This window comes from Bacillus sp. BD48 (assembly GCF_046566805.1).
GTDB lineage: Bacteria > Bacillota > Bacilli > Bacillales > Bacillaceae > Bacillus > Bacillus safensis.
In genome coordinates this window covers 20,912-47,521 of the sequence record NZ_JANGFM010000008.1, presented here as the reverse complement: position 1 = coordinate 47,521, position 26,610 = coordinate 20,912, and the positions used below count along the sequence as shown (strand labels likewise).

The window sequence follows — 26,610 nt, the reverse complement described above, 5'->3', positions numbered from 1 at the left end:
ATGAAAAAACCCCAGCAAATGCTGGGGTGATTGGTTTAATCGAATTGATAAAGAGGTGTACTGAGGTAACGCTCACCATTACTTGGGATGATTGCCAGAACCTTTTTCCCTTTACCAAGCTTCTTCGCTGTTTGAAGCGCTGCGTAAATAGCTGCTCCAGAAGAAATACCGCCAAGGATTCCTTCTTCTTTCGCTGCTTTTCTTGCAAGCTCAAATGCATCTTCGTTTTTCACTTGAATGATGCCGTCATATATTTCTGTGTTCAAGATTGAAGGAACAAAACCTGCTCCAATTCCTTGAATTTTATGCGGACCCGGCTTACCGCCTGACAATACAGGGGAATCTGTCGGCTCTACCGCATAAAGCTGAATCGATGGGATGGCTTCTTTTAGGACTTCACCAGCACCTGTAATCGTACCGCCCGTACCAACACCTGCAATAAATGCATCAAGCTCGCCGTCAAACTGTTCAAGAATTTCTTTCCCAGTTGTACGACGGTGAATCTCCGCATTGGCTTCGTTGCTAAATTGCTGAGGCATGAAGTAACCATGCTCTTCTGCTAATTCTTCCGCTTTTTTGATGGCACCTTTCATTCCTTCTGCACCTGGTGTTAAGACAAGCTCTGCACCATAAGCGCGTAAAAGGTTGCGGCGCTCCTGACTCATTGTGTCTGGCATAACCAAAATTGCGTTGATTCCTTTAGCAGCCGCTACCATTGCAAGGCCGATTCCTGTGTTTCCGCTTGTTGGTTCAATAAGCGTATCGCCGGCTTTTAATGTACCTTTTGCTTCAGCATCTTCGATCATCGCTAAAGCAATACGATCTTTGACACTGCTGCCTGGGTTCATATATTCAAGTTTCAAGTAGACATCCGCACTGTCTTCATCCACTAAACGGTTTAATTTAACGACTGGTGTATTTCCTATTAGTTCAAAAACTGAATTTGCAATACGAGCCATCACTAACACCTCTATCTCCGAGTAATTTTATTGTATTAATATTAAATTATCAATTTCAAAAAATTTTGTCAATGCTTTTAGTCCTGCTCGCCATCGTAAAACCATGTGACTTTTGCTTCTTTCCAAAGGGTTTTGACATTCGCCTTTTCACCTAGATCTTCCATGGCGATCTGTCTTTTAATCTGATCTTTGACTTCTTCGTAGGAGAAAGAGCGGCCATTTAATTTTTCTTTTAACTGAATAATGGCATACCCGTTTTTGGTCTGAATCGGCTCTTTCGTCCATTCATCTGGCTGAAGCTTTTGAGCTTCTTGTATGTATAGGGCTGGGATACTTTCTTGCTCTTCTGTCACAAATCCAAGATCTCCGCCGTATGGTGAGGTGTAACGGTCGATTGAACGTTCAGCTGCCACAGCTTCGAAGCTAGATCCACCTTTTAAATCTTTCAATACATTTTCAGCCTCGCTCTTTGTCTTCACAACGATATGGCGAATGCGGTATGAATCATCATATTGATATAAGTCCTTGTTTTTTTCATAAAACGATTTCGCTTCTTTTTCAGAAACAACGGCATCTCTCGTTAAAAGCTGCTCTAATAAAATTTGATAACGAATCTGTTCTTTCCATTCCTTCTCACTTGTATGTCCATCTTCGTAGAAATTATTAGACACCGCTTTGAGCATGAGCAATTCACGATTGATCTCTTTTGAAGACACCTCCAGCTTATTTTGCTTAGCAAGCTGATTGACCACCTTCTGATTGATCATTTGTTCAAGTGTCGCCTTACCGTAGCGGTCTTCCATCTTCTTTAACCATTCTTGACGCGTCACCTTCTCTTTTCCAATCGACGCAATTTCTTCACCGCTCTTCCCGTTAGAAGAAGCCTGTGACATTTGTGACTTTGTTAATACATATGCAATGACAACGGCATTAATCATGAGCAACACGAGGATAAATGTCCATACCACTCTTGCTTTTAGTCTCATCTTTCGTCTCCTTTCCATTCTAAAAAGAAAACCCGCTGCTTAGAGCTTAGCGGGTTAATTCTTCACGCAGCTCTTCTAGCTCTTCTTTTGTAAATACATACGTTTCGTTACAAAAATGGCATTGAGCTTCTGCTTGTCCGTCTTGTTCAATCATATCATCAATTTCGGCTTTCCCTAGGCTGATAATGCCATTTGCAAACCGTTCTTTTGAGCAGTTACAAGAAAATTCGACAGGTAGAGTTTCTAAAATTTGAGGTTTTTCCCCGAGTACTTCTTCTAATATTTCCTCTGGTGTCATCCCTTTTTCAATGAGTTTAGAGATTGGTTCAATGGTCGACAGGCGCTTTTCTAGTCTCTCAATGACAGCATCTTCTGTACCAGGCAGCAATTGAATGATGAAACCGCCTGCTGCGAGGATCGAATTATCTGGATTGACAAGGACACCTACGCCTACAGAGGAAGGCACTTGCTCAGAAGAAACAAGATAATAAGTGAAGTCATCTCCAATTTCACCTGAGACGATTTCCGTTTGTCCTGTAAAGTGGTCCTTCAGCCCGATATCTTTGACAACACTTAACGTTCCACTTGTTCCGACTGCACGTCTAACATCCAGCTTGCCTTGTTCATTTAAGTCAAAGTGAACTTGTGGGTTTGAGACATATCCTCGTACCTGGCCTTTTGCATTTCCATCAGCAATAATGGCGCCGATTGGTCCACCGCCTTCTATTTTGACAGTTAATTTATTCTCACCTTTCAGCATAGCACCCATCATGACTGTTGCTGTCATCGTTCTGCCAATCGCTGCTGATGCAGTCGGCCACGTATGATGTCTTCTTTGTGCTTCGTTGATTGTATCTGTTGTGTTTGCAGCATATGCGCGGACTTTACCGTCATATGCCAACGCTTTAACTAAGTAATCCATTTAATTTAAACCTCCTATAATACACCTACACGATTACGTTCATAAATGAGCTGCAGCCCTTTTAATGTAAGGAACGGATCGACAATATCAATGCAGTCTGATTCATTTCCAATCAATGTAGACAAACCGCCTGTTGCAATGACTTTCGGTGTTTGTTTGGCTTGCTGCTTCATCCGTTTCACTATTCCCTCGACTTGGCCAACATATCCATAAAGGATGCCGGATTGCATCGCACTGATGGTGTTTTTTCCAACAATGTGATCAGGACGGACAATTTCAATTCTCGGCAGTTTCGCCGCTCTTGTATATAAAGCCTCAGTTGAGATGGTAATACCCGGTGCAATCGCTCCACCCATGTATTGTTTTTGTTCATTGATATAACAGTAGGTTGTTGCTGTTCCAAAGTCTACCACAATAAGAGGCGCCCCATATAGGTGAATTGCTGCTACTGCATTGACAATTCGATCTGCCCCGACTTCCTTTGGATTGTCACACATAATGTTTAATCCAGTCTTCATTCCAGGCCCTACAATTTGGGGTGTTATGTGAAAATATTTTTCGCACATTCTTTCAAGTGCAAACATCATTGGCGGGACAACAGACGAGATGATAATTCCTTCTATTTGGTCAAACATCAGCCCCACATAATCAAATAGAGCCCTGATGGACATACCAAATTCGTCTTCTGTTTTATGACGGCTTGTTTCAATTCGCCAATGGTAGTTTAGATCGCCATTATGATAAACACCTAAAACGGTATTTGTGTTTCCTACATCTATCACGAGTAACAACTTCATCACCACTTTGAATAGTTTCTCAAAAAGAGCATTTTTCGACTTTCTATCATACCATACACGAATTGAGTTCCATTTGTAAACAATTCGAAACCGATCCATTCACGAATCGAAATAAAAAAAGCTGCCGGTGATCCCGGCAGCTTTCACAGAAGGAGATTAGATCTCCTCATCTTCTTTTTTCTTGATGTTTACTTTCACATCATCGTTTTTCTCTTCGTCATCTGCGTATACACGCTCTGGAAGCTTTCCAGTTTCGTAAAGAGATTTAATTTGCTCAGCATCTAATGTTTCAACTTCTAGAAGGGCTTGTGCGATGATTTCTAGCTTATCTTTATTCTCAGTGAGAATTTGTTTCGCACGTTCATAGCTCTCCTTAATGAAACGCTGAACTTCTTGGTCAATTTCGTAAGCGATCGCTTCACTGTAATTCGGCTCATTGTTGAAATCACGGCCAAGGAATACTTGACCTCCTTGTGATTGACCGAATTGTAGAGGACCAAGTTTATCAGACATACCGAACTCTGTGACCATTCTTCTTGCAATGCCTGTTGCACGCTGGAAGTCGTTGTGAGCGCCTGTACTTACTTCACCAAACGTAATTTCCTCTGCAACACGACCGCCGAGCAAGCCGACAATTTTATCAAGAAGCTCTGGTTTCGTTTGGAAATAACGGTCTTCTCTTGGAAGCATGACCGCATATCCGCCTGCCTGACCACGAGGAACGATCGTTACTTTATGCACCATGTCCGCTTCGTCTAGGATAAGACCAATGACGGTATGACCTGCTTCATGGTAAGCCACGATATTACGTTCTTTCTTCGAAATGACGCGGCTTTTCTTCGCCGGCCCAGCGATGACACGGTCAGTCGCTTCGTCGATATCACGCATATCGATTTTCTTTTTGTTTTGACGGGCAGCAACAAGTGCTGCTTCGTTTAGTAAGTTCTCAAGATCTGCTCCAGAGAACCCTGGTGTTCTGCTTGCAATGGCTTTTAAGTTGACTGACTCGTCAAGCGGTTTGTTTTTCGCATGAACTTTCAGTACTTCTTCACGGCCAATAACATCTGGGCGGTCAACCGTAATTTGACGGTCAAAACGTCCTGGACGCAGCAATGCAGGGTCTAGAATATCTGCACGGTTCGTCGCAGCAATGATAATAATACCTTCGTTGGCACTAAAACCATCCATTTCAACAAGAAGCTGGTTAAGCGTTTGTTCACGCTCGTCGTGACCACCGCCAAGACCGGCTCCACGCTGACGACCCACTGCATCAATCTCATCAATAAAGATTAAGCAAGGTGCATTCTTTTTCGCATTTTCGAATAAATCACGTACACGTGATGCACCGACACCGACGAACATCTCGACGAAGTCAGAACCACTGATGCTGAAGAACGGAACGCCTGCTTCTCCTGCAGAAGCTCTCGCAAGCAATGTTTTACCTGTACCTGGAGGTCCTACTAGTAAAACCCCTTTAGGGATTCTTGCGCCAAGTTCCGCAAATTTACGTGGATCCTTCAGGAATTCTACCACTTCTACAAGCTCTTGCTTTTCTTCATCTGCACCGGCAACATCTTTAAATTTCACACGTTTCTTCTCTTCTGTGTAAAGCTTCGCCTTACTCTTACCAAAGTTCATGACTCGGCTTCCGCCGCCCTGAGCTTGGTTCAATAAGAAGAAGAACAGAATAAAGATGATGATAAACGGAATGATGGTTGTCAGAACTTGCAGCCATCCATTTGTTTCAGGTGCTGGTTCTACTTTTACATCTGTATTCTTCAGTGCACTGTAAATTTGGTCAACACCTTGACCATCTGGAACATGGGTAATGAAGAATTGATCTTTCTTCGCGCCATTTAATTGACCACGAATTTCATAAACCCCTCTTACAGGCTGAATGGAGATACTCTCCACTTTTCCCGCACTTAGATTTTGCGAAAATTTGCTGTAAGACATGTTCTCAGGCTTTTGATTTGGGGATCCTAACCAACTAACGACCCCTATCACAAGTAATAAAATAAGTATATAAAAAATCGTATTACGAAAAACCCGATTCATTCCTTACCTCCTCCCACAGTAAGCACAACTATGTTCAATAGTATCATAGAAAATCATTCCAACACAACCAATAACCTCATGTATACGTATGCTGATCAGCCTTCGTAAACAGATGGTTTTAACACTCCAATATACGGGAGGTTTCGGTAACGTTCAGCGAAATCCAATCCATAGCCGACAACAAATGCATCTGGCACTTCAAATCCAACATAATCTGCTTTGATGTCTGCTTTGCGACCGCTTGGTTTATCAAGCAATGTCACAATTTTAATGGAATTTGCTTTACGGTATCGGAAAAGTTCTACCAGATAGCTCAAAGTTAACCCACTGTCGATGATATCTTCCATAATCAAAATATCTCTTCCTTCAACAGAAGTATCTAGATCCTTAATGATCTTTACTTCTCCAGAAGATACGGTAGACTTTCCGTAGCTAGATACATCCATAAAATCAAGTTCTAAATATGTATCAATGTGTTTGATCAGGTCTGCCATGAATGGAAGAGCACCTTTCAAAACACCAATAGCCAGGGGAAATTTACCATCATAATCACTGGTTAATGTTGCACCCAGTTCCTTCACTTTTTGCTGGATCTCTTCTTCTGAGATCAAAATCTTTTCAATATCTTGTTTCATGCTTTTGCTTGCCCCCTACAAATTTTCATGCTGTCTATATTGTAATACAATGAGATCGCTGTTTGTCATATCAATTTCTTCAAAAACGGATTTTTTCAGACCTGGGATCCAGATGATTTGATGATCCGAGTCAGTGACGATCGGCCAGCTGTCTCTTTCTGCAAGAGGCACTTTTTTATCAATAAATATATCCTTCACCTTTTTTGATCCATTCATCCCTTTAAGTTTGATTCGATCACCATTTTTTCGTGAGCGAATGATCAAAGGGAAACGAACATGATCTTTTTGAAGCAAGAAAAAATGGTTTCCGTTCCGTGCATCCTTCGGAACATGATTTGATACGACGATAGACTGTCCATTTGGGAGAAAAAGCTCTTCTCCGAGCTCAACTTTTAAATGAAGAGCATAAGACTGGTCTAATACATGCGATCGTTCAAAAGTAAACATACAGTGATCATAAGACTTGACAGCTTGTAAACCTTTTGGCAAATCTAATGATCCAGACGGTTGATCGGTATGAGATAACCAGTCCAAAGTCCCTAGAATATGCTGGTTTGAAAACGCTGATTGAGTGTTTTCATAAAGATAGTTTAATATTAGTTGAATGCCTCTTCTTTGTAAAGGCAAAGGCAGGTCAAGCAAAGGCTTCGTTTTGATCTCAATTTGTTTAGGCGATTGACTCGTTATCACTTGGTTCATTTGTTCCTTTGTTAAAGCCTGCAAGTATTGCTCATCCTCAGTCAGCATGTCACTTACAAACTGAAAGCTTTCATGTACATGAGGTGCCTCTTCTTTTAACACGGGAAGAATGTGTCTTCTTACCCGGTTTCTCAAGTAGTCATCTGTGTGATTGCTTTGATCAATGACATAGGGGACATGTTCTTTTTCACAAGCTTTTAGCACGTCGTCTTTAGAGTATCCAATGAGCGGACGAATCAGCCATCCACCTTGAAAAGGACGTTTTGCTTGGATACCCGCAAGTCCAATACCAACAGTCCCTCTCGCAAGTCTCATCAGCATTGTTTCTACTTGATCGTCTCCATGATGTGCAAGCGCTATAAATTGAGCGTTGTATTGCTCCATCAATTGACGAAAGAAAGCATATCTGCACTCCCTTGCAGCTGCCTGTTTGTTTAAGCGGTTTTCTTTTGCATATTGGGTGACCTGTATGCGGGACGATTCAAAAGGGATCTCGTGCTCCTTACAGTAAGCCTCAACAAATGCCAAATCAGCAAAGGACTCTTCTCCTCTGAACATGTGATCTACATGGGCTGCAATCAGCTGATAGGAACTTTTGCGACGCTTGTTAAGTTCATGCAGTAAGAGCATGGAATCCGGTCCGCCGGAAACCCCGACAATGACTGTCGTATTTTCAAGGTAAACATCATGTTTTTTCAAAAAAGATTCAATTCTATTCACAACTTCCTCCTCACAAAGAGCAGGTAATTTAAAGATATACATATCCTATCACTTTCAGTAGCTCCAAGCAAAGAAGAAGCCTGCTTTTTTACAGCTCTACAACAGGAACAAAACCACATATGCACAGTAAAGAGCGAGTACACTGCAAACGATAAGAATGGTTTCAAAAAGTCCTCCTGATTTTTTACGTACTGACGTTCTTTTTGCTGCTGCAACCCGCGATCGTGAAGTCACTTGTTGGCTTTGATTAACAGCGGGTTTTGGCGCGTTTTTTTGCTGTTGCTTCTTTTGGCGCGATTTTCTTGATGCAATCAGCTGTCCTTCTTTTAGCACCGCACTTTTCATGTCTGCTGCTGATTGATATTTACCTTGTAGAGCAGCCTTTAACACCCTTTCATATCGCTTTAATAAAGGATGTCCTTCAATGGCTCGATAAAGCTGCTTTTCTGGTTCTGCTCCTTTTTTGAATTCTTTCTTATACGCACAGTTGACCATCACCATGGTCAGGGCAAATAAATCATAAGTTGGTTCAGCTTTTCGTGTACCGAATCCCCAATAGCCTCGATCAAAAAACTCGGTATACTCCTTAATTGCCCTGCCCGCTTTTGTCGTTCCTCCCACATCAATGCACCGGATCGTGGCAGGTGGACCAGAAACAATGAGATTATCCGGCTTTAAATCACCAAAAATCCAGCCTTCCTGATGTAAATGAGCCAAGCTAGATAAAAGCTGAATCATTAAAACCACAATCCACTCATCACCCTTTTGTTTCACAAATTCAAGCAGTAATGGGCCTCTGACATATTCCATCACATAAAAAGAGCGTTTTTGAGGCATACCGGGATAAATCGCATCATCCATATCATAAAAAGAAGGCCCCATGGTTTTCACAGGAGCCTTTGAAAAGGATTTTAATACATTGACTTCAGATGCAATGAGCATACTGTCATCACTCACTTTAAGGGCCGCTTGCCCATGTGGCGATTCGGCTAGATAGACAACACCGTTCGCCCCTTTTCCAAGCTCTTTTACAATACGGTAATGATGGTGGTGCCATTTCCCTTGAATCACCGTGCCTAACGGGATGTTAGAAGCCGAATTCATCATCATGCTCTTCCTTTGCTTCAAGCAGCCCTTTGCGTGAGCGAACTGATTTGAAATGCTGAAGTGCTTCCCGAAGCGCTGGTCCCGTTGGGGTGATGCCTCCAGTAGTCAGTTTTGGGAAAATAGATGATAATGAATCGAATCGAGGCGTCCAATTCAACACAATTTCAGCATCTGAGTTTTTCCCGGGAAATACACACATCCCAAACTGATTTTCTCCAATTCTTGAATTTAAACTGATGGAAAGGTCGATGAGTGCTTCTTTGACGGTCGGCAGCTTCGGTTTCATACTTGCACTTGTATCAACAAGCACGAGTACTTGAAGGTGAACCGTCTCTCCTAACTCATCGACAACCTCCATTACTTCCCCGCGCTTATCAGGTGGAAGCTCTTCAATTTCAGTGTCTTTACCGAGTATTTGCTGCAATTCTTTATTCACAACACCTTGTAACGTTTGTGTCATCGCTTTTTTCGTGACCATTTGTACTGTTTGAGATAACTGCTGGACGTAGACAACTTGATGGATGCCTCCGCCTGCGAGAGCAATCCCCTCTACTTCTTTCATCGCTTCATGATCGTGTCTGTTTTCTTCCATAATGCCAATGACATTGACTGTAATCCCTTGTTCCTTTGCCAATGAGGCAATCGCAAGCGGATCTTCCCCGTGATTTGAGCAGCCATCTGTAATCAATAAGATTTGGTTGACGTGACCTTTTCGCATCTTCATTCCTCCTGGGATTGTAACTGAATGCTTATATCCCCATCATCGCCAGAAGAAATTCATATTATACGATATTTTAAGAAATCTCTTGTTTCTCAAGATAGAATGTACCGGTCGGAATGGAAGCCCATTTTGGTGTGTTGTGGTCGAGCCTGATGACAACAACCGTCATATCGTCGTCAATTTGGCCCGCTCTTGTTCGAATGACCTCCTCCATTAATAAGTCAGCAATTTCTTGCGGATCTTCTGTTTTAAAACTTTTCATTTTCCGCTTCACCCAAAGATCATGATTTTCAATATGCTTTGGCCCTTCAAAAATGCCGTCACTCATCATAATCAACAGATCTCCTGCCTTCATCTGTTCACTCACAACCTCGACTTCGAATTCATCAATTATACCGATTGGCAAGTTGCTTGCTTGTACCTTCATCACCTGATCACCCCTTTTAATAAAGCTGGGTGTTGAACCAATCTTGAGGAACTTACAGCTCGCATCCTGTAAATCAATGATCGATAAATCCAATGTTGAATAGATCTCGTCTGTCGTTCGTAAAGATAAAATACTATTAATCGTTTTAATCGCCACTTTTTCATTGATACCTGACGCCAATATTTTTTCTAACAGCTTAATCGTTTCATTGCTTTCAAAATGAGCCCGTGCTCCATTGCCCATTCCATCACTAATAGCTGCAGCATACTTGCCCGCACCAAGCTCCATCATGCTATAGCTGTCTCCTGATACCAGCCCTCCGCCTTTTGCTGCATGCGCCACGCCTGTAGCCACTCGATATGATTTAGCAGAGCCAAACACAACATGACAATAGCCTGTTGGATGCTCTGCACACTGCTCCGCTTTGACTAAAATCTGTTCTTCTAAAATATCTGAAAGCATTGGAGCAATGATTTTTTCACATTCCCCATGCCCTTGGCAATATGGGATTCTCATTTCAATATCGACATTTCCCTGCTCCAAGCTATAGATTTCTACTTGCTGGATTTCAATGCCAAAGTGCTGGAGCGCTTCTATCATCTGCTCTTCCTGAATAAAATGCTGTTCTCTTTCTCGTTTTATTTCCCGGGAAAAATCCTCCATCACTTGCGAGACCCCCATCAGCTGTTCAGCCACAAGACGTCTGCTGTCTTGGACTTTTTTCTTCAGTGTTTGGTTGGCTTTATAGTAAGCGATCTCCTCTTCAATCAATTCCTCGACATGTTTTGATTTTGAGCAGTGCTGACTAAATTTCTTTTTCAATTTTCGGTTATGCTCATACGTTTTTTCATCAGATTCATGCATAACTTGTTTCATGAGTTCATAGGTTGTATCAAAGTTCTGCACCCAGCATTTATTTTTCTTATAGCACGTTTGACAGGATCGTTCTGTGATCGTACTTAAAAAAAGATCTACATCCTCTTCATGCTTCTTCTCTTCAGGAATGGATTCGTAAAATGTCGCAAAACTCTCAGACAGCGCATGAAATACATTAGAGAATTGGTCTACCTTTTTTGCTGTCACGTCTCTTACTTTCCGAGCATATTGCTGCTGCTCTTGTCCATGCTCTACCGTACCAGGAATGTATTTGGCTACCTTGGAGGTGACTGATTGCGGCGTGAGCAAAAAGAGCGCAACCGCTATAAGTGATTCATACAGTGTGGTCATGAGACCTGCTGATCCTTCTCCGTACAGTGAAATGAGTAAGGAACCCACAATTAAGCCGATGGCTGCCCCTGCTTTCTTCCCTTCTTTCAGCAATCCACCTAGTAAGCCTGAAAAGGCAAGAAGACTCATCTGATAAAGGTTTCCGATGTTTGCGAGACCGAGAATTAATCCTGTCACGACACCGACCGTACAACCAATACTGGCTCCGCCAATAAAGGCAAATGTCAGCACTACATAACGTGACAAAATATGCTCTGCCTGCATTCCTTGAAATGAGATCCCAGCAAGGCCAGTTAAAACTGAGGCAATTAAAATCATAAAACAAATAATTTCTTCGACCTTTAAAGAATGTTTAATTTTCCTGACTGTAAAAATCGGCAGGCTTTGAAGAAAAATCAGTGTCAAAATGAAGGCAAGTCCTGCTTCGACACCCGCCATGACGTAATCATAGCTTTGCACAGCACCTTGCTCTAGGTAAACAAACGCTCCTCGGGTCATCAGCATCGAGAGAACAATAACAACCGGTAATGTTTTCACTGGATCTTTGATGATGAAAGAAACGACCTTTGACATAAGGAGAAACATAAGCAGTGACGCAAACACAAACAATGCATTTTGAGGTGATATCGTCATCGCCCCAGCGAGTAAAGCTAGACAAGCAAGCATCGCCTTATCTCTTTTAATAAGCAGCATGGAGCCAAAGAAAGGCAGAGCAAACGGCATAATTTCAGATAATATAAAGGCTCGTCCTAATAAAAAGCCTAGAACAACATAAATAAACCCTTTATAGAAAAAAAGAGAATGCGTGTGATGAAGAAACAGGTTTTTCATCTTTTTTAACCCTGCACTGATTCTTTCAAACCCCGCTCCTGTTAAATCAGTTCTTCTTTCTAGTTTTTCCATCTTTTCATCCCCCACCTGATATTCGTTGCTTGTCATTATAGCGAAGGTGAAAAAGAAATTTTGTCAAAAGAAGTTGTCGTTTCCATAAAACGTTCGACGCTTTATTCGTCAAAGAGGCATACTTTCATGAAAGTCGATGTCTTTCATCAGAATTTTACGAAGGCACAAAAAAACAGCTTTCCTATAGAAAGCTGTTTTGAAGATGACCCGTACGGGATTCGAACCCGTGTTACCGCCGTGAAAGGGCGGTGTCTTAACCGCTTGACCAACGGGCCTTGCTTTATGTTCTAGTTAAAAGGATAGCGGCGGAGGGGATCGAACCCCCGACCTCACGGGTATGAACCGTACGCTCTAGCCAGCTGAGCTACACCGCCATAATGAAAATGCGCTAAGAAGCACAAGAACTATAATACAAAGGATTCGCTTGTCCGTCAATAGAAAGTTTTAAATTAAATGAAAAATGTCGTCTAGATCATGAAAAAAAGCACCCGCTGAACAGCAGATGCTTTGTTGTGAAAATATATAGAAAGCAGCAACAAGTTAACCTCTTCTTGCTCCGCGCCCCCCACGTTTTGATTCCGTGTTACGTTTTAAAGATGTTAAGCGATCTTCGCTATCTTTTAAGAATTTGTTCATTTTTTGTTCAAACGATTCCTTCGGACGGAAATCATTTCTGCTTGGTCTTGATTGTTGTTGAGGACGATCTTTTGCTTTTTTAATGGACAAGCCGATTTTACCGTCTTTTTCAACGTTAATCACTTTCACTTCAACTTGTTCACCGACTTTTAAATGCTCATTAATATCTTTTACATAGTTATCGGCTACCTCACTGATATGAACGAGACCAGTTGAACCGCCTGGCAACTCCACAAAAGCTCCAAAATTTGTAATGCCCGTAACTTTCCCTTGTAACTTGCTGCCAACTTCAATCGACATAAAAAAAGTGCTCCTCCTTAGACTTATAAAAAAATCTCATTTGTTCAATTATACATAAACTGAATTTTAAGTGTCAACAAGGCTAATCGCTCTTATTGCCCACATCAAAGATTTTTTCGCCTTTTTTGGACATATAATAGTCCCGTCGTGCCAGTTCGAGTACGTATTCCTTGCTTTTCAGCTTCTTAATTTCATCAGAAATATCTTCCTGCTTTGTTTGTAATTGCTTCAACTCTTTTTCGAGCGCAACCTTCTTCTCTTCTTTTTCCTTTAGTGAAGACGACTGCGACCAGAGGGCACTTGTCACCAAGACAGCAAACATGAGCACGATCACACCAAACACGGTAAGCCTTCTAAGGAGTCCGCGACGTTTGCGTTTTAAGCGCTGTGCTTGCTGTTCCATTTGTTTTTGGTAATCATTTTGAATTTGTGCGATATTTCTTTTTCTCTTGTTCAAGATTGAAGGCCTCCTCTCTTACTTTGTCCAGAATTGTTTCCATTTCGTTTTGATGGTACCAGATAATTTCTTGGCCCCTTGTAAAATTCCTGCTCCTTTTGAGAAAAACAATCTCATTGATGTTCGCCATTTTTCGGGAATCCGATGAATAATGGTCACATTGAGTAACCAGATGAGCGGATAACAAACAATCGACAGCACCTTCCACACGAGCCGAAACGTAAAACGAACTAGACGTAAGAGCGAGTGGAGCAAGAACAGTATAGCACTTATGACCAATGTGATCATCCAGCGGATCGGCTGGAAGACAATCGACATGACCAGCCTTTTCAGGAAGAGAACGGTCTGATATACACACATCATGATAAACTTGAGAATCTTAAGATACAGCTGTTTCATCAATGCCTGATACATCGAGAAACCAAGAGCAACGGCTAGAAAAATATAAAGCCTGAATTCTCCCTCATTTGTCAGCAGCAGGACGTAAAAGAATAAGAGACCCTGTACCATCCAAAAAAGGAGATCATGTATCGCCAAAAGCCATTTTGCTGTTTTTTCCCGGTTCACAAACAGCTTGTACGTATCAAGCGATGCGCCCAGCCAGATGCCCATCGCCGCCATGGAAAGCATCGTATAAAACTGGACTGTCAGCGTCATTTAAACAGCTTGCTAAAAAATCCTTTAGCTTTCTCCCCGTGCTGCTCATCAACATAGATTAAATCAAAGACACGCCCTTTGATCGACACAACGCCCTTTTCGACGTCTAGGTTTTTCATTTGCAGATTTTCTCCGCGGATGGCGAGAATCCCCATGACCGTCTCAAGCAAAAATTCTTCACTATCAAAGCTTTCCACTTGTTTGACACCGGTAATATCTAAATGCTTTCTGTTTCGCATTGTGACATTGTGCTCCGCTTCTGATGACAGCTTCGTGCCTTGAGGTTGATTATAATATTGATTCATTTATACATCCCCCATATCTCATACTTGCATGTTACTGCATTGTATGTGATAAAAGGGGCATTTAGAACAAGCCCTATTCTGCTGTTTTTTCTTCTTTTAGCACAGTATACATGCCAGCCGCTTCTTCTTTTTTCGTCGTGTCCTTTAACTCGTTGACTTGAACAGTCACTAGTTTTTGACCAAAGCGGATTTGCAGCTCATCTCCTTCTTTCACGTCAGAGCTTGCTTTCGCCTGTGTTCCGTTAATAGAAATCCTGCCTTGATCAGCTACTTCTTTTGCCAATGTTCTTCTTTTAATTAAACGGGACACTTTTAAAAATTTATCTAATCTCATATATGTTCACCTCTTTCTATGCGTTTCGCATCGTTCCATAGATCGTCCATTTCCTCTAGCGTTAAGTCATCTAATGAACAGCCCATGTCCTTTGCTTTTTGTTCGATATGCTGAAAGCGCCGCATGAATTTTGTGTTGGCAGAAGCGAGTGCCGTTTCAGGCTCTAGGTGATAGAACCTACCAATGTTGACGAGAACAAACAAAAGATCTCCAAATTCATCTTTCATCTGCTTCGTTGCACCTTCGTCCGTCTTCTCTGCCACTTCAACGAGAAATTCCTGCTTTTCTTCTTCGTATTTGTTCCAAATATCTTGAACATCTGTCCAATCAAAGCCCACCTTGGCGGCTTTCTTTTGGAGTTTATATGCTTTTGTTAGTGCTGGAAGTGTCGCCGGAATCGATTGCAAAATAGAAGAGGCGCGCTCTGGCTTTTCCTGCTGCTTGATTTTTTCCCAGTTCGCGACCACATCTGCTGCTTCAGAAACATTCGTGTCTCCAAACACATGAGGGTGCCGTCGAATCATTTTTTCTGTGACATGCTGGATGACGTCGTCAATTGAGAAATAACCGTCATCTTCGCCAATTTGAGCGTGAAGTAACACCTGCAGCAGCACATCGCCGAGCTCTTCCACTATATGATCTGGGTCATCTTCATCTATCGCTTCAAGCAGTTCATAGCATTCTTCAATTAAATATGGTTTGAGTGACTCATTGGTTTGTTTTTGATCCCATGGACAGCCGCCCGGACCTCTTAATGTACGTATAACGTCACGGAAGGTGTCAAATTGTTGATAAAGCAGTTGTTCATCTTGAATCGGAGGAACATAAACACTCGTTAAGTTATTTATCGACACATCTCGATCAAGTTCAAATAAAGGAACGGCAGTAATCTGTTCCTGACTGCTTCCAGCTGCAGTCACAATATAAACTTCATAATCGTCAGGGAGCTTTTCCATCAGCGTGAGTTTCACATTCGAAGCTGTCATCTGATCATATACCTGACAAATCAGGACATGCTGGGTTAATTTCAGATCGTCCGCTCTCATATCTCCTGCATCAACGAATTGTAATCCCTCGATGGGGTCAATCTGCAAGGAGTTGAATGTCGCATCTAAAAAGCTTTGTCCACCAGCGACAGACACCTCAATCCCGCGCTCTTTCTGCTCGGCGACGAGCAGCTGTACGGTCTTTTCTGCTACAAATGGATGACCGGGTACTGCGTACACAATGTCTTTTTCCGCTGCCTCTGCAAATAATATTTCGGTAATTTCCTGATACACCTGATCAAACTGATCGTGCTTTTCATAAATTTCATCAAAAAAGGTGAGAGATGGGACCTCCTGCATCAACTCTGCGGTAAGCGGATGATCCTGCGTTCTCATAAATACTTCTTTCGCCTGCTTCAGCTGCTTATATACACCGAGCGTCAGCTGATCCATGTCGCCTGCCCCGAGACCGACGACGGTAATCTTACCTGCCATTTTGTTTCCCTCTCATCTGTTTAAAATATAAAATCTTTTCTCCTAATGGAATGAGTCTCCATTCCTCGTCCGTAAATACTTCTAGCTTAAGAATACTATATAAAAAGGCGAAACCACCAATAAAAACTGATGTCAGGCTCTCTAAAACGGAAAACGGACGTTTTTCAAAAGGGATAACCCATGAAAACAGAGCCTGATATTCTATTAAGACCACAGCCATGAAGGCGGCTGATAAAAGAATTTTCACTGGGAACAGCTCTCTCCATGAAATCCATCCTTTATGCTTCAAATAAACAGCATTGAGCACGGCTGCTGTGAGAAAACCACATACAGTTGACCATGCGGCACCGTGGATGCCAAATAACGGAACAAGTGCAATCGTTAGCATCCATTTCACCAGCACGCTAAGGACCACCACAACAGCGGGATACACGGTATGCCCGAGCCCTTGCAGTAAAGCTGCCTGCGTAATGGCAATCGACGTAAAGGCAATCGATATACAGAATATTTGCAAGGCATCAGTGCCTAAATCATTTCGAAAAAGCATTGTATTTACCGGTGATAAAATACAAATCAGTCCAACCGCTGATCCAATCCCTAATACCGACGTGGTCTTAACCGATGACCGAACTTTTTGCCGTATCGTTTCATGCTCTCCATTCCTCATGGCTGCCGATAAAAATGGCACAAGAGAGGTTCCGATGCTGATGGCAAACACCGTTCCTAGCTGCAAAAACGGCTGACCTCGGTCATACACACCTTTTGCCGCCTTTGCAGCCGCTTCACTGAGACCCTCGCTGCGCAGCAACGCATACAGATGAAAGGCATCAATCATTTGCATCCATAAAATGAGCAAACCGCTGACACAAATCGTCAATGTATACAGCACCAAACTCTTCAAAACATCCTTTTTTCGAAGTGTCGCCTGTTTGCCTGACATACTTGCAGCAGACTGCTTTCGATAGGTCAGCCAAAGGAAAAGAAGCAAAATGAGCGAGGCCGCACTTCCCGCAATAGAAGAGAACACCGCACCCGCCCCTGTTTCATAAAGCGAATAGCCGTGTCTCACGAAATAAAAGGATAAAACAAGCAAGACGCCTACCCTGATGAGCTGCTCAACCAATTGAGAAACAGCCGTTGGAAGCATCAGACCGTCACTCTGAAAAACTCCCCTCAGCATCACAGTGAGCGGCAAAAATAGAAACACAAAAGCACTCATCTGGATGAGCAGAATTAATTGACTGTCTGCCATAAGGCTCGCAATTGTGCCTGCTCCTATGTAAAGACAAAGAAATAAGACTAGGCTCAGTAATGTGATATATACCAAGGATACCCTTGAAATGATCCGCCGATTCTCTTCCCCATGCTCACTCAAAAGCTTGGACACCATGACAGGAAAACCTGTTGTGCCAAGCATGATGGCAATGCCAAGGAATGGATATACCTGCTGATAAATATAAAACCCTGTGTCCCCTACGATGTTTTGAAACGGGACACGGTAAACGGCACTTAGTACCTTTGATAACAAGCCTGCGATGGTCAAAATCACCGCACCCTGGAAAAGCCAGTGCGGCTGATTCACAGCATTTTTCATGGATGACTCCTTTAAAAATAGATCTACAGTTAAACGCACTCATTATATCATACGTGAAAAAGACGTTCTTTTCTAAGGAGTAGACGGCGCATTTCTCGTTTTGTTTCATCCCATATAAAAAACCGACAAAATCAAATGATCTCATCGGCATTCTTTCGTTTTATCAAAATGATATAGAGTTATTAGACCTAATGTTCCATTTGACGGGCTAAGAAGCCAGCTGCTGTTTCTGCTGCTTTATGCTCCACTTCCCCCATTGAACGCTCTTTAGAAAATAAGACGACGGCGCCAATCGGATCTCCGTTTGCAACAATAGGTGCAATGGTATAAGAAGATACATCATCATCAATACCATCAACAAGTTGAATTTCTTTTTTGCTTTCTTCTAACACAGAATTACGCTGATCCATTGTTCGTTCAAGTAAATCACTGATGGATTTGTTTAAGTACTCTTTTTTCGAACTGCCGGATACAGCAATATACGTATCTCGATCACAAATCAGGATGGAATGACCCAAACTGTCGAATAATGCATCAGCATATTCCTTCGCAAAGTCTCCTAGCTCACTAATCGGCGAATACTTCTTCAAAATGACTTCTCCATCGCGGTCGACGAAAATCTCAAGCGGATCTCCTTCCCGGATGCGCAATGTTCTGCGAATCTCCTTCGGAATAACCACTCTACCTAGATCATCGATGCGGCGTACAATTCCAGTTGCTTTCATTCACTGCTGCCTCTCTTTCGTTTGATGATGTGTTGGGTGAATGGAACAAAAGCGTCCACTTTATGCAACATTCACCACTTGACCCTGAGTTTAGTATCCGTCACATCAAACGTAATATACACGAGAGACAAACAAAATTTTATGAAGATGGAATCGTTTCTTTTTTCACATCTTGAAGGCCTCGAAGCATGTTAAGAACAACCTCAAGCCATTCCTCGGTCTTCTTGCCTTTCGTTTGGACAGAAATAATCAGCTTGCTGCCTTCCATTCCTAACCCGATTTCACGTCCAAATTTACTGCCGAGCTCAAATAGTTTTTGACCGTCGATTTCACTGCTTGCTTTCTCATCAAGGGTGAGTCTGACAATGCCTTTCTCCATCTTGATCAGCTCGACACGTTCCTGAACAGCGTACACCTTCATTGTCGCAATCGTAAACAAGTCAGCCACTTCTTGCGGATATTCACCAAATCGGTCGATCATTTCATCCTGAAGCTCTTTTCGCTCTTCAATCGAGCCAATTGCTCTGAACTGTTTATACATTTCAATCTTTTGCTTGCCATCCGAAATATAAGTGTCTGGGATGTAAGCATCAATTTGCAGATCAATTTCTGGCTCGAATTTATCTTGAGCTGTTGTATCGCCTCTTCTTTCCTCAATGGCTTCTTTCAGCATTTGAGAATAGAGGTCGAATCCAACTGAATCAATGAAACCATGCTGCTGAGCACCAAGTAAATTCCCTGCTCCTCGAATCGTTAAATCACGCATCGCAATTTTAAACCCAGATCCGAGCTCTGTGAATTCTTTAATGGCTTGAAGTCTTTTCTCCGCAACTTCAGAAAGAACTTTATCTTTTCGATACGTGAAATAAGCATAAGCAACACGGTTCGAACGCCCGACTCGTCCTCTTAGCTGGTACAGCTGAGAAAGCCCCATTTTATCGGCATCGTGGACGATGAGTGTGTTCACATTTGGAATATCGACTCCCGTTTCAATGATGGTGGTACTGACCAATACATCTGATTCACCTTCAAGGAAATTGATCATCACTGATTCCAGCTCGTTCTCACTCATTTTCCCGTGTGCATAGCTGACTTTTGCGTCTGGGACCAGCATGGAAATTTCATCTGCTTTTCGTTCAATATCCTCAACACGGTTGTAAAGGAAGTACACTTGACCGCCGCGTGCTAATTCTCGCTCAATCGCTTCTCTGACTAAAGCGCCATTGTACTCGACCACATAGGTTTGAACAGGGAATCGGTTTTCAGGCGGTGTTTCAATAACCGATAAATCCCGCACACCAAGCATGGACATATGAAGCGTACGCGGAATTGGCGTAGCCGTTAATGTCAGTACGTCGATATTGGCTTTCATCTGTTTAATTTTCTCTTTATGTGTCACACCAAAACGCTGTTCCTCATCAATGATCAACAGTCCTAAATCCTTGTAGACGATGTCTTTTGAAAGGAGACGGTGTGTGCCGATGACCATATCAATCGTTCCGTTTTTCAGCCCTTTTAACGTTTCGGTTGTTTCTTTTCTTGTACGGAAACGGCTCAGCTGCGCGATTTTGACAGGGTAGTCTTGGAATCGGTCCATGATTGTGTCAAAATGCTGCTGCGCTAAGATGGTTGTCGGAACTAGCAAAGCTACCTGTTTCCCGTCAGCAATGGCTTTGAAGGCCGCTCGAATGGCCACTTCCGTTTTTCCGTAACCCACATCTCCACAAAGCAGACGGTCCATTGGACGCTCCCGCTCCATATCCTGTTTAATTTCGTGAATTGAACGGATTTGATCATCTGTTTCCTGGTAAGGGAACGCAGATTCAAACTGGCGCTGCATCTCATGGTCAGGCGAGAAGGCATATCCTTTGCTTGCCTCACGTTCTGCATACAGCTTAATCAGATCATCTGCGATGTCCTGTACAGATGTTTCAACTTTTTTCTTCACTCGTTTCCAGTCGCTGCCGCCTAGTTTGTACAGCTTTGGTTCTTTACCTTCTGATCCTACATATTTCTGCACCTGATCAATTTGTTCAACCGGTACATAAAGCTTGTCGCTTCCTTGATAATGAATATTTAAATAATCTTTATGAATGCCGCCGATTTCAAGCGTTTCAATTCCTAAATATTTACCGATCCCGTGGTTAATGTGCACCACATAATCGCCGACTTGAAGCTCTGAATAGCTCTTGATTCGCTCTGCATTGGTCAACTTTTGCTTACGTGCCTGCTTTTTCACACGTTTCTTGAAGAGTTCACCCTCTGTGATCACAGCAATTTTCGATAACGGCAGTTCAAAGCCCGTTTGCAGCTCACCTTGTAAAATATACACCTGTCCGCTTACAAGCTCAGCGTTCGGTTTAGCAAGAGCGGCTTCAATGTCATAATCATGGAGAACAGACGACAGCTTTTCTGTCCGCTCTTCATCCGCACCTAAGAAGACAACCGTGTATTGCTGTTTTTTATAGCGTTCAATTTCACTCGCCAGCACATTCATCTGCCCATGGAAATTCTGCATTTGCTTACTAGATACATTGACGATATTTTGCGGATTTGTCTGCTGGACATGTCTCAAGAACAAGGAGTAGTACAGAATGGACCTCGATTGCTGATTGATCAGTTCTTGGAACGGGAAAGAAAGAGATAAATCATGAAGAATATTGCCTTCTTCAAGCAGACTAATTGTCCAATCGGCTTCTTCCTGTTCAAGCTGTTCTTCCATCTCCTGAATTCTGCTGATTTCATCTAAAATAATAATCGTATCCTGCGAAGTATAATCTAGCAAACTAGCAGGCTTTTCATAGAAATAGGACAGGTATTTCGTCATTTCCTGTGTCACGATGCCTTCTAGCAGCCTCTCGCGGTCAGCAGAAATATTTTGATGCAGCAGCTCTTTTTGCTGATCTGAGTTGAATTTCTTTAAACTCTTCGCCAGCCCTTGATCAAGCTGTTCAATGGCTCTCACTCGTTCAGGCCCTCTCACAATCAGCTCTTTTGCAGGACCTATTTTGATTTCTTGAAGGGTTTCTAATGACCGCTGTGTATCTGAATGAAACGTTCGAATTGAATCTACTTCCGTATCAAACAGTTCAATACGGATTGGATGATCTTCCGTTAACGCATAGATGTCGATGATTCCTCCGCGCACACTAAAATCTCCGGGCGCAGCAACCATTGACGTCCGGTCATAACCAATTTGTACGAGTTGTTTTGAAAACGCCTCCAAATCAATTTCTTCACCGATCTTTAAATGGACCTGACTCTCCTTCCAGAGCTCAACTGGCGGAAGCATCCTGCGCACCGCAGCAGCGGGAGTGACGATAATAGGGTTTTCTCCATTTGCAAGTCGATTCAGGACATCTAAACGCTGTGCTCTCAGCTCAGGGCTGGCCACTGCAATTTCTGAAGCGATGAGTTCATTGACAGGATAAAGAAGAACCGAGCGATCCGGCATCACACTTGCTAGATCATCTGTTACCTTCTGCGCCTGATATAAATTGTGCGTCACAATAAACATTGGCCGCTTAAGTTCGTCTGATATTGCGGCTGTAAATAAAGATCTGACGGAGCCTGATAGTCCGGCAAGCAGCTGTTCTTTTAACCCTTCTTTTAGCCCATTAAAAATGGATTGAAAATCATCACTTTGTTTGATAAATGATTGTATGTTTTTCATTTGGCTCCTCCTCCCTGTTTGTTTAAAACAGAAAAACGCTTTGGTCTAATATCTACACCAAAGCTTTTTTATTGAATAAAAGTATGATACTGATGGTAATCAGGATTTCTTTCGAGCGCCTCTTGGCAATCCTCACAAATGGTTTGTACATGTAAATCACCATTTTCCCTATAAGAAATCATATCGTTTCTTTCCTCATTTGTTAAGTGATGAAATCCAAGTGCTTCACTTTGGACAGCAGATTCATCTAGACTGCCGACCTTTACACCACAGTGGCGGCAGTAATAATGCAAAGCCATACGTGATCCTCCCATGCTGAGATTTTATGATCAGTATGTGCTTTGCTTATCATTCTTATACCTTCTTGTTAAAATCATTCATCACTTCTAAAAATGGCTTTTTTAAAGCGGCTTCACAGGCCTCAACAGACGCTTGAATGGCTGATGCGATGTCAGGCTGTTCCTCTTCTGAGAAACGTCCTAGTACGTAATCAACGACCTTCATGCCGTTTTGAGGACGTCCAATGCCGATACGGAATCGGTCAAATTCAGGAGAACCTAAATGCTGAATCAATGATTTGATTCCATTATGCCCGCCTGCACTTCCTTTTGTACGTAAGCGAATCCGGCCGGTTGGCAAATCAAGATCATCATAAATCACTTTCAAATGTTCAAGGGGAATATCGTAATAGTCCATCAGCGGACGCACACATTCTCCTGATAAGTTCATATATGTAAGCGGCTTTACAAGTAGAACCTTTTGCCCTGAAACAAACCCAGTTCCAAATTGTCCATGAAATTTTGATTGATTTAAAGGAATGTCCCATTTTTTCGATAGTTCATCTATTGTCATAAACCCGACATTATGTCTTGTTTTTTCATATTCTTTTCCTGGATTGCCTAATCCAACGAATGCAATCATGAAACCAATAACCTCCTTTGTCACACAGCACACGCCTAAAAAATGAGCCAATCAGATTGCCTCATGTAAAAACGTATGAATTCTTTTCATTCTAGCACAAAAGACGCAACCGCGGGAGGGTTACGTCTCTAAAATGACCAGTTATTCTCCATCGTCATCCTTTTCTTTAATGGCCTCAGGCTCTTGCGGCTCCTCTTCGCTATCTGGCTCCGGAACCTCTGATTGCTGAGGCGGCAGAATGGATGCAACGACTTCTTCTGGATCGTTATTGATTTGATAAGATGACTGAACAGGCAGATCAGCAACTGTTAAGACATCATTGACTTCTAAGTTTGTAATATCAGCTTCAATATTCTGCGGGATATCTTTTGGTTTCGCTGTAACAGATAGTTCAAATAGTGGCTGCTGAAGCACACCGCCATCTTTTACCCCTTTAGACTCGCCAATCAGCTGTATTGGTACATCTGCTTCAATTTCACGCTGTAAGTCAACGACTTGGAAATCAGCATGGACAAGCTCGTTTTTCAACGGATCTGTTTGTAATTCTGTCACCATCACAGATTTCGTTTCGCCACCCACGTCTAAGGTGATAATTGTATTCTTCCCTTCATCACGTAAGGTTTTTAATAAATCGATGCTGTCTAATGAAACAGCCAGGCTGTCTGTATTTTTTCCGTATATGACACCAGGAACGTGTCCTGAATGACGGATTTTTTGCAGTGTGGAACGTTTGAAATCAGTTCTTTTATTTGCTTTTAAAGTTGCCATATTCAGCACCATCCTATTTCTTTTTTGTCACTACTCTCATAATTACCCATAACCGAATCATTTTAAACATGTTTCACTGTGATTGATGAAAGCAAAAAGACCCTAAGCTGATGCCTAGGGCCTTTTTCAGTAAAAGAATTAGCTAAAAAGGTAGCTCACAGATTCTTCTTCATGTACACGGATGATGGCTTCTGCAAGCAAAGGCCCAACTGAAAGCGGAATGAATTTTCCAACTTTCTTGTCATCAGTTAATTGAATACTGTTTGTCACAACTAATTCTTTAATTTTAGAGTTTGTGATACGTTCTACTGCTGGTCCAGACAATACTGGGTGCGTACAGCAAGCATATACTTCAGCTGCTCCATTTTCGACTAGTGCATTTGCAGCAAGTGTAATAGTACCAGCTGTATCAATGATATCATCGATTAGAATGGCTGTTTTGCCTTCAATGTTACCAATAATGTTCATGACTTCAGCAACGTTTGGCTTTGGACGGCGTTTGTCAATAATTGCGATTGGCGCTTTCAGGCGATCTGCCATTTTACGCGCACGTGTCACACCACCGTGGTCAGGAGACACGACAACAATATCATTCAGATTCTTCTGTTCGAAATAGTTTGTTAAGATTGGCACAGCCATTAAGTTATCGATTGGAATATCAAAGAAACCTTGGATTTGCGGCGCATGAAGATCAAGTGCAATCACACGTGTAGCACCTGCTGTTTCAAGCAAGTTTGCAAAAAGCTTCGCAGTGATTGGCTCACGTGGCTTTGCCTTACGATCTTGACGTGCGTATCCGTAATAAGGGATCACAATATTGACAGTTTTCGCAGAAGCGCGTTTTAGTGCATCCACCATAATGAGCAGCTCCATAATATGCTCATTGACTGGCGCACTTGTGGATTGAATGACATAACAATCACAGCCGCGGATACTTTCTTCAATATTGATTTGGACTTCACCGTCACTAAAGCGTTTAACAGAGCTCTTTCCTACATCAACTCCGATACGATCGGCAATTTCTTTGGCAAGTTCAGGGTTTGAATTCAAAGAGAATATCTTTAAATTCGCATCAGCATAACGATTAGACATGGTAAACCTCCGGGTATTTGGATTATTTTTTATGAATATTTTTCACATAATCTTCTTTATTGACTTGTCTTGCTCTAGCAATAGACAATGCATCCTGCGGTACATCTTCTGTAACCGTTGAACCGGCTGCAACATATGCCCCTTTTCCGACAGTGACTGGTGCAACAAGATTTGAATTACAGCCAATAAAGGCGCCGTCTTCAATCTTCGTTAAGAATTTGTTTTTCCCATCATAGTTGACTGTAATGGAACCACAGCCAAGGTTTACATCAGTTCCGACCTCTGCATCTCCAATGTAGCTTAGATGAGATGCTTTGCTGCGGTCACCGAAAACTGTTTTCTTGATTTCGACAAAATTCCCGATTTTCACTTCATCGCCAATTTTCGACAACGGGCGAATATGAGCGAACGGTCCAATTGTCACATCAACTCCAACCTCACTATCGCAGACGACAGATTGCTTAATGACTGTTCGATCTCCGATGATGCTGTCAACAATTTCAGTGTTTGGCCCAATAGTGGCGTCTGCACCGATTTTTACATTCCCTTTGATGACCGTCCCAGGATAAATGATTGTATCTTCACCGATGACAGCATCTGGCGAAATATACGTGTTCTCAGGATCAATCAAGGTCACACCATTCTTCATATGCTGATGATTAATACGTCGCTTCATGAATTGCTCTGCTTGTGATAGAGCGATACGATCATTAACTCCAAGTGTTTCTTCAAAATGCGGTGTTTGATAAGCTACAACTGTTTGCCCTTCATTTTTTAAAATTTCAATGACGTCTGGCAAGTAGTATTCACCCTGTGCATTTTCATTCGACACTTGCTCGATCACACGGAAGAGATCTTCATTTGAAAAGCAATAAGTCCCTGTATTAATTTCATTCACTTGACGCTCTGCATCGTTCGCATCTTTATGCTCCACAATTTTCACGACAGCACCTGTTTCGTCACGAATAATACGGCCATAGCCTGTCGGATCATCCGCATGTGCTGTTAAAATAGTGACTTTCGCTTGATGTTTTTGATGCTCGCTTAACATGGCTTCCATTGTTTCCGCTGTCAATAATGGCGTATCACCACAAATGACAATGGTTGTTCCCTTTTCCTGCGCGAGGAACGACTTTGCTTGTTTGACGGCATGGGCTGTTCCCAGCTGTTCTTCTTGAAGTGCATACTCACTTCTGTCTCCAAGCTGCTCTTTGACGTCCTCTGCTCCATGACCGACAATCGTCACTAGCTTGGCTAAAGAAAGCTTTAACGCTTCATCTGCCACATGCTCGACCATTGGCTTTCCGCAAACTGGATGAAGTACTTTATATAGCTTCGACTTCATTCTCGTTCCTTTTCCCGCTGCTAAAATCACTGCGAACCGCTTATCCATTGATTGGCCTCCAATATCCCTATTATCCATAGAAAAATATATCCTAAATAAGGACTGATTTCAAGGATACATAAGGAAGTACAATAATTTTCTAACAGATGAAACACTTAAGA

The 26,610-nt window shown here is 42.3% G+C and carries 23 protein-coding genes, 2 tRNA genes and 1 pseudogene; all 26 read right to left on the bottom strand.

The annotated features are described in order from the left end of the window. Positions 1–35: 35 nt before the first annotated feature. The gene (gene cysK, locus ACLGGR_RS18795; RefSeq protein WP_024425655.1) at positions 36–959 is read right to left on the bottom strand and encodes a cysteine synthase A; all 924 of its coding nucleotides are present in this window, start codon (positions 957–959) and stop codon (positions 36–38) included. 77 nt (positions 960–1,036) lie between these two features. Then, positions 1,037–1,945 (bottom strand): peptidyl-prolyl cis-trans isomerase, encoded by a 909-nt coding sequence (locus ACLGGR_RS18790; RefSeq protein WP_041115232.1) that lies wholly within the window; start codon positions 1,943–1,945, stop codon positions 1,037–1,039. Positions 1,946–1,991: 46 nt separating this feature from the next. Continuing rightward, positions 1,992–2,867 (bottom strand): Hsp33 family molecular chaperone HslO, encoded by an 876-nt coding sequence (hslO, locus tag ACLGGR_RS18785; protein WP_142946807.1) that lies wholly within the window; start codon positions 2,865–2,867, stop codon positions 1,992–1,994. Between the two features lie 14 nt (positions 2,868–2,881). Next, a complete protein-coding gene (locus ACLGGR_RS18780) occupies positions 2,882–3,658 on the bottom strand; it encodes a type III pantothenate kinase (protein WP_024427185.1) in 777 nt (258 codons plus the stop codon). 162 nt (positions 3,659–3,820) lie between these two features. Beyond that, positions 3,821–5,722: an ATP-dependent zinc metalloprotease FtsH gene (gene ftsH / locus ACLGGR_RS18775; RefSeq protein WP_142946806.1), complete on the bottom strand. Its 1,902-nt coding sequence runs from the start codon at positions 5,720–5,722 to the stop codon at positions 3,821–3,823. Positions 5,723–5,817: 95 nt separating this feature from the next. Next, the gene (gene hpt, locus ACLGGR_RS18770; RefSeq protein WP_008357399.1) at positions 5,818–6,357 is read right to left on the bottom strand and encodes a hypoxanthine phosphoribosyltransferase; all 540 of its coding nucleotides are present in this window, start codon (positions 6,355–6,357) and stop codon (positions 5,818–5,820) included. Further along, positions 6,354–7,776 (bottom strand): annotated as a pseudogene (gene tilS, locus ACLGGR_RS18765) (tRNA lysidine(34) synthetase TilS). The gene hpt and the pseudogene tilS overlap by 4 nt, the downstream one beginning before the upstream one ends. A gap of 96 nt (positions 7,777–7,872) precedes the next feature. Next, positions 7,873–8,880 (bottom strand): protein kinase domain-containing protein, encoded by a 1,008-nt coding sequence (locus ACLGGR_RS18760; RefSeq protein WP_251217145.1) that lies wholly within the window; start codon positions 8,878–8,880, stop codon positions 7,873–7,875. Then, entirely contained in the window at positions 8,864–9,601 is a 738-nt protein-coding gene (locus ACLGGR_RS18755; protein ID WP_034325063.1) for a vWA domain-containing protein, read from the bottom strand. Before ACLGGR_RS18755 ends, ACLGGR_RS18760 begins: the two co-directional genes overlap by 17 nt. A gap of 76 nt (positions 9,602–9,677) precedes the next feature. Then, positions 9,678–12,161: a stage II sporulation protein E gene (spoIIE, locus tag ACLGGR_RS18750; RefSeq protein ID WP_251217146.1), complete on the bottom strand. Its 2,484-nt coding sequence runs from the start codon at positions 12,159–12,161 to the stop codon at positions 9,678–9,680. Positions 12,162–12,364: 203 nt separating this feature from the next. Continuing rightward, positions 12,365–12,436, bottom strand: a tRNA-Glu gene (locus tag ACLGGR_RS18745). A 25-nt stretch (positions 12,437–12,461) separates the two neighbouring features. Next, a tRNA-Met gene (locus ACLGGR_RS18740) sits at positions 12,462–12,535 on the bottom strand. Between the two features lie 166 nt (positions 12,536–12,701). Further along, a complete protein-coding gene (locus ACLGGR_RS18735; RefSeq protein ID WP_008357409.1) occupies positions 12,702–13,097 on the bottom strand; it encodes a S1 domain-containing RNA-binding protein in 396 nt (131 codons plus the stop codon). An 82-nt stretch (positions 13,098–13,179) separates the two neighbouring features. After that, a complete protein-coding gene (locus ACLGGR_RS18730) occupies positions 13,180–13,554 on the bottom strand; it encodes an FtsB family cell division protein (protein WP_003217952.1) in 375 nt (124 codons plus the stop codon). Positions 13,555–13,572: 18 nt separating this feature from the next. Further along, the gene (gene yabQ, locus ACLGGR_RS18725) at positions 13,573–14,211 is read right to left on the bottom strand and encodes a spore cortex biosynthesis protein YabQ (protein ID WP_039175923.1); all 639 of its coding nucleotides are present in this window, start codon (positions 14,209–14,211) and stop codon (positions 13,573–13,575) included. Beyond that, on the bottom strand, positions 14,208–14,516 hold the full coding sequence (yabP, locus tag ACLGGR_RS18720) for a sporulation protein YabP (RefSeq protein WP_048239558.1): 309 nt from the start codon (positions 14,514–14,516) through the stop codon (positions 14,208–14,210). Before yabP ends, yabQ begins: the two co-directional genes overlap by 4 nt. Before the next feature lie 73 nt (positions 14,517–14,589). Then, the gene (locus ACLGGR_RS18715; RefSeq protein ID WP_008341839.1) at positions 14,590–14,850 is read right to left on the bottom strand and encodes an RNA-binding S4 domain-containing protein; all 261 of its coding nucleotides are present in this window, start codon (positions 14,848–14,850) and stop codon (positions 14,590–14,592) included. Next, entirely contained in the window at positions 14,847–16,331 is a 1,485-nt protein-coding gene (yabN, locus tag ACLGGR_RS18710; RefSeq protein WP_410973656.1) for a bifunctional methyltransferase/pyrophosphohydrolase YabN, read from the bottom strand. Before yabN ends, ACLGGR_RS18715 begins: the two co-directional genes overlap by 4 nt. Next, complete coding sequence (locus ACLGGR_RS18705; RefSeq protein WP_410973655.1) at positions 16,321–17,925, bottom strand: putative polysaccharide biosynthesis protein; 1,605 nt, start codon at positions 17,923–17,925, stop codon at positions 16,321–16,323. Before ACLGGR_RS18705 ends, yabN begins: the two co-directional genes overlap by 11 nt. Positions 17,926–18,113: 188 nt before the next feature. After that, the gene (gene spoVT / locus ACLGGR_RS18700; RefSeq protein ID WP_034284159.1) at positions 18,114–18,650 is read right to left on the bottom strand and encodes a stage V sporulation protein T; all 537 of its coding nucleotides are present in this window, start codon (positions 18,648–18,650) and stop codon (positions 18,114–18,116) included. Between the two features lie 139 nt (positions 18,651–18,789). After that, positions 18,790–22,323: a transcription-repair coupling factor gene (gene mfd / locus ACLGGR_RS18695; protein WP_410973654.1), complete on the bottom strand. Its 3,534-nt coding sequence runs from the start codon at positions 22,321–22,323 to the stop codon at positions 18,790–18,792. Positions 22,324–22,391: 68 nt separating this feature from the next. Next, positions 22,392–22,622 (bottom strand): anti-sigma-F factor Fin, encoded by a 231-nt coding sequence (fin, locus tag ACLGGR_RS18690; protein ID WP_003217967.1) that lies wholly within the window; start codon positions 22,620–22,622, stop codon positions 22,392–22,394. A 55-nt stretch (positions 22,623–22,677) separates the two neighbouring features. Then, the gene (gene pth / locus ACLGGR_RS18685; RefSeq protein WP_034624433.1) at positions 22,678–23,244 is read right to left on the bottom strand and encodes an aminoacyl-tRNA hydrolase; all 567 of its coding nucleotides are present in this window, start codon (positions 23,242–23,244) and stop codon (positions 22,678–22,680) included. A 141-nt stretch (positions 23,245–23,385) separates the two neighbouring features. Beyond that, complete coding sequence (locus ACLGGR_RS18680; RefSeq protein ID WP_024425642.1) at positions 23,386–24,012, bottom strand: 50S ribosomal protein L25/general stress protein Ctc; 627 nt, start codon at positions 24,010–24,012, stop codon at positions 23,386–23,388. Positions 24,013–24,150: 138 nt separating this feature from the next. Further along, positions 24,151–25,104: a ribose-phosphate diphosphokinase gene (locus ACLGGR_RS18675; protein WP_024425641.1), complete on the bottom strand. Its 954-nt coding sequence runs from the start codon at positions 25,102–25,104 to the stop codon at positions 24,151–24,153. A gap of 22 nt (positions 25,105–25,126) precedes the next feature. Further along, positions 25,127–26,497, bottom strand: a complete 1,371-nt coding sequence (gene glmU, locus ACLGGR_RS18670) for a bifunctional UDP-N-acetylglucosamine diphosphorylase/glucosamine-1-phosphate N-acetyltransferase GlmU (protein WP_142946799.1) — start codon at positions 26,495–26,497, stop codon at positions 25,127–25,129. Positions 26,498–26,610: the final 113 nt, after the last annotated feature.

Coding starts and splice junctions, on each gene's coding strand:
- ACLGGR_RS18675 (WP_024425641.1), bottom strand. CDS start 25,104: ATGTCTAATCGTTATGCTGATGCGAATTTAAAGATATTCTCTTTGAAT.
- ACLGGR_RS18735 (WP_008357409.1), bottom strand. CDS start 13,097: ATGTCGATTGAAGTTGGCAGCAAGTTACAAGGGAAAGTTACGGGCATT.
- ACLGGR_RS18705 (WP_410973655.1), bottom strand. CDS start 17,925: ATGAAAAATGCTGTGAATCAGCCGCACTGGCTTTTCCAGGGTGCGGTG.
- hpt (WP_008357399.1), bottom strand. CDS start 6,357: ATGAAACAAGATATTGAAAAGATTTTGATCTCAGAAGAAGAGATCCAG.
- ACLGGR_RS18715 (WP_008341839.1), bottom strand. CDS start 14,850: ATGAGATTAGATAAATTTTTAAAAGTGTCCCGTTTAATTAAAAGAAGA.
- cysK (WP_024425655.1), bottom strand. CDS start 959: ATGGCTCGTATTGCAAATTCAGTTTTTGAACTAATAGGAAATACACCA.
- ACLGGR_RS18755 (WP_034325063.1), bottom strand. CDS start 9,601: ATGCGAAAAGGTCACGTCAACCAAATCTTATTGATTACAGATGGCTGC.
- ftsH (WP_142946806.1), bottom strand. CDS start 5,722: ATGAATCGGGTTTTTCGTAATACGATTTTTTATATACTTATTTTATTA.
- pth (WP_034624433.1), bottom strand. CDS start 23,244: ATGATTGCATTCGTTGGATTAGGCAATCCAGGAAAAGAATATGAAAAA.
- spoIIE (WP_251217146.1), bottom strand. CDS start 12,161: ATGGAAAAACTAGAAAGAAGAACTGATTTAACAGGAGCGGGGTTTGAA.
- yabQ (WP_039175923.1), bottom strand. CDS start 14,211: ATGACGCTGACAGTCCAGTTTTATACGATGCTTTCCATGGCGGCGATG.
- yabN (WP_410973656.1), bottom strand. CDS start 16,331: ATGGCAGGTAAGATTACCGTCGTCGGTCTCGGGGCAGGCGACATGGAT.
- glmU (WP_142946799.1), bottom strand. CDS start 26,497: ATGGATAAGCGGTTCGCAGTGATTTTAGCAGCGGGAAAAGGAACGAGA.
- fin (WP_003217967.1), bottom strand. CDS start 22,622: ATGGCTTTGCATTATTACTGCCGCCACTGTGGTGTAAAGGTCGGCAGT.
- mfd (WP_410973654.1), bottom strand. CDS start 22,323: ATGAAAAACATACAATCATTTATCAAACAAAGTGATGATTTTCAATCC.
- ACLGGR_RS18760 (WP_251217145.1), bottom strand. CDS start 8,880: ATGAATTCGGCTTCTAACATCCCGTTAGGCACGGTGATTCAAGGGAAA.
- yabP (WP_048239558.1), bottom strand. CDS start 14,516: ATGAATCAATATTATAATCAACCTCAAGGCACGAAGCTGTCATCAGAA.
- ACLGGR_RS18790 (WP_041115232.1), bottom strand. CDS start 1,945: ATGAGACTAAAAGCAAGAGTGGTATGGACATTTATCCTCGTGTTGCTC.
- spoVT (WP_034284159.1), bottom strand. CDS start 18,650: ATGAAAGCAACTGGAATTGTACGCCGCATCGATGATCTAGGTAGAGTG.
- hslO (WP_142946807.1), bottom strand. CDS start 2,867: ATGGATTACTTAGTTAAAGCGTTGGCATATGACGGTAAAGTCCGCGCA.
- ACLGGR_RS18680 (WP_024425642.1), bottom strand. CDS start 24,012: ATGGCAACTTTAAAAGCAAATAAAAGAACTGATTTCAAACGTTCCACA.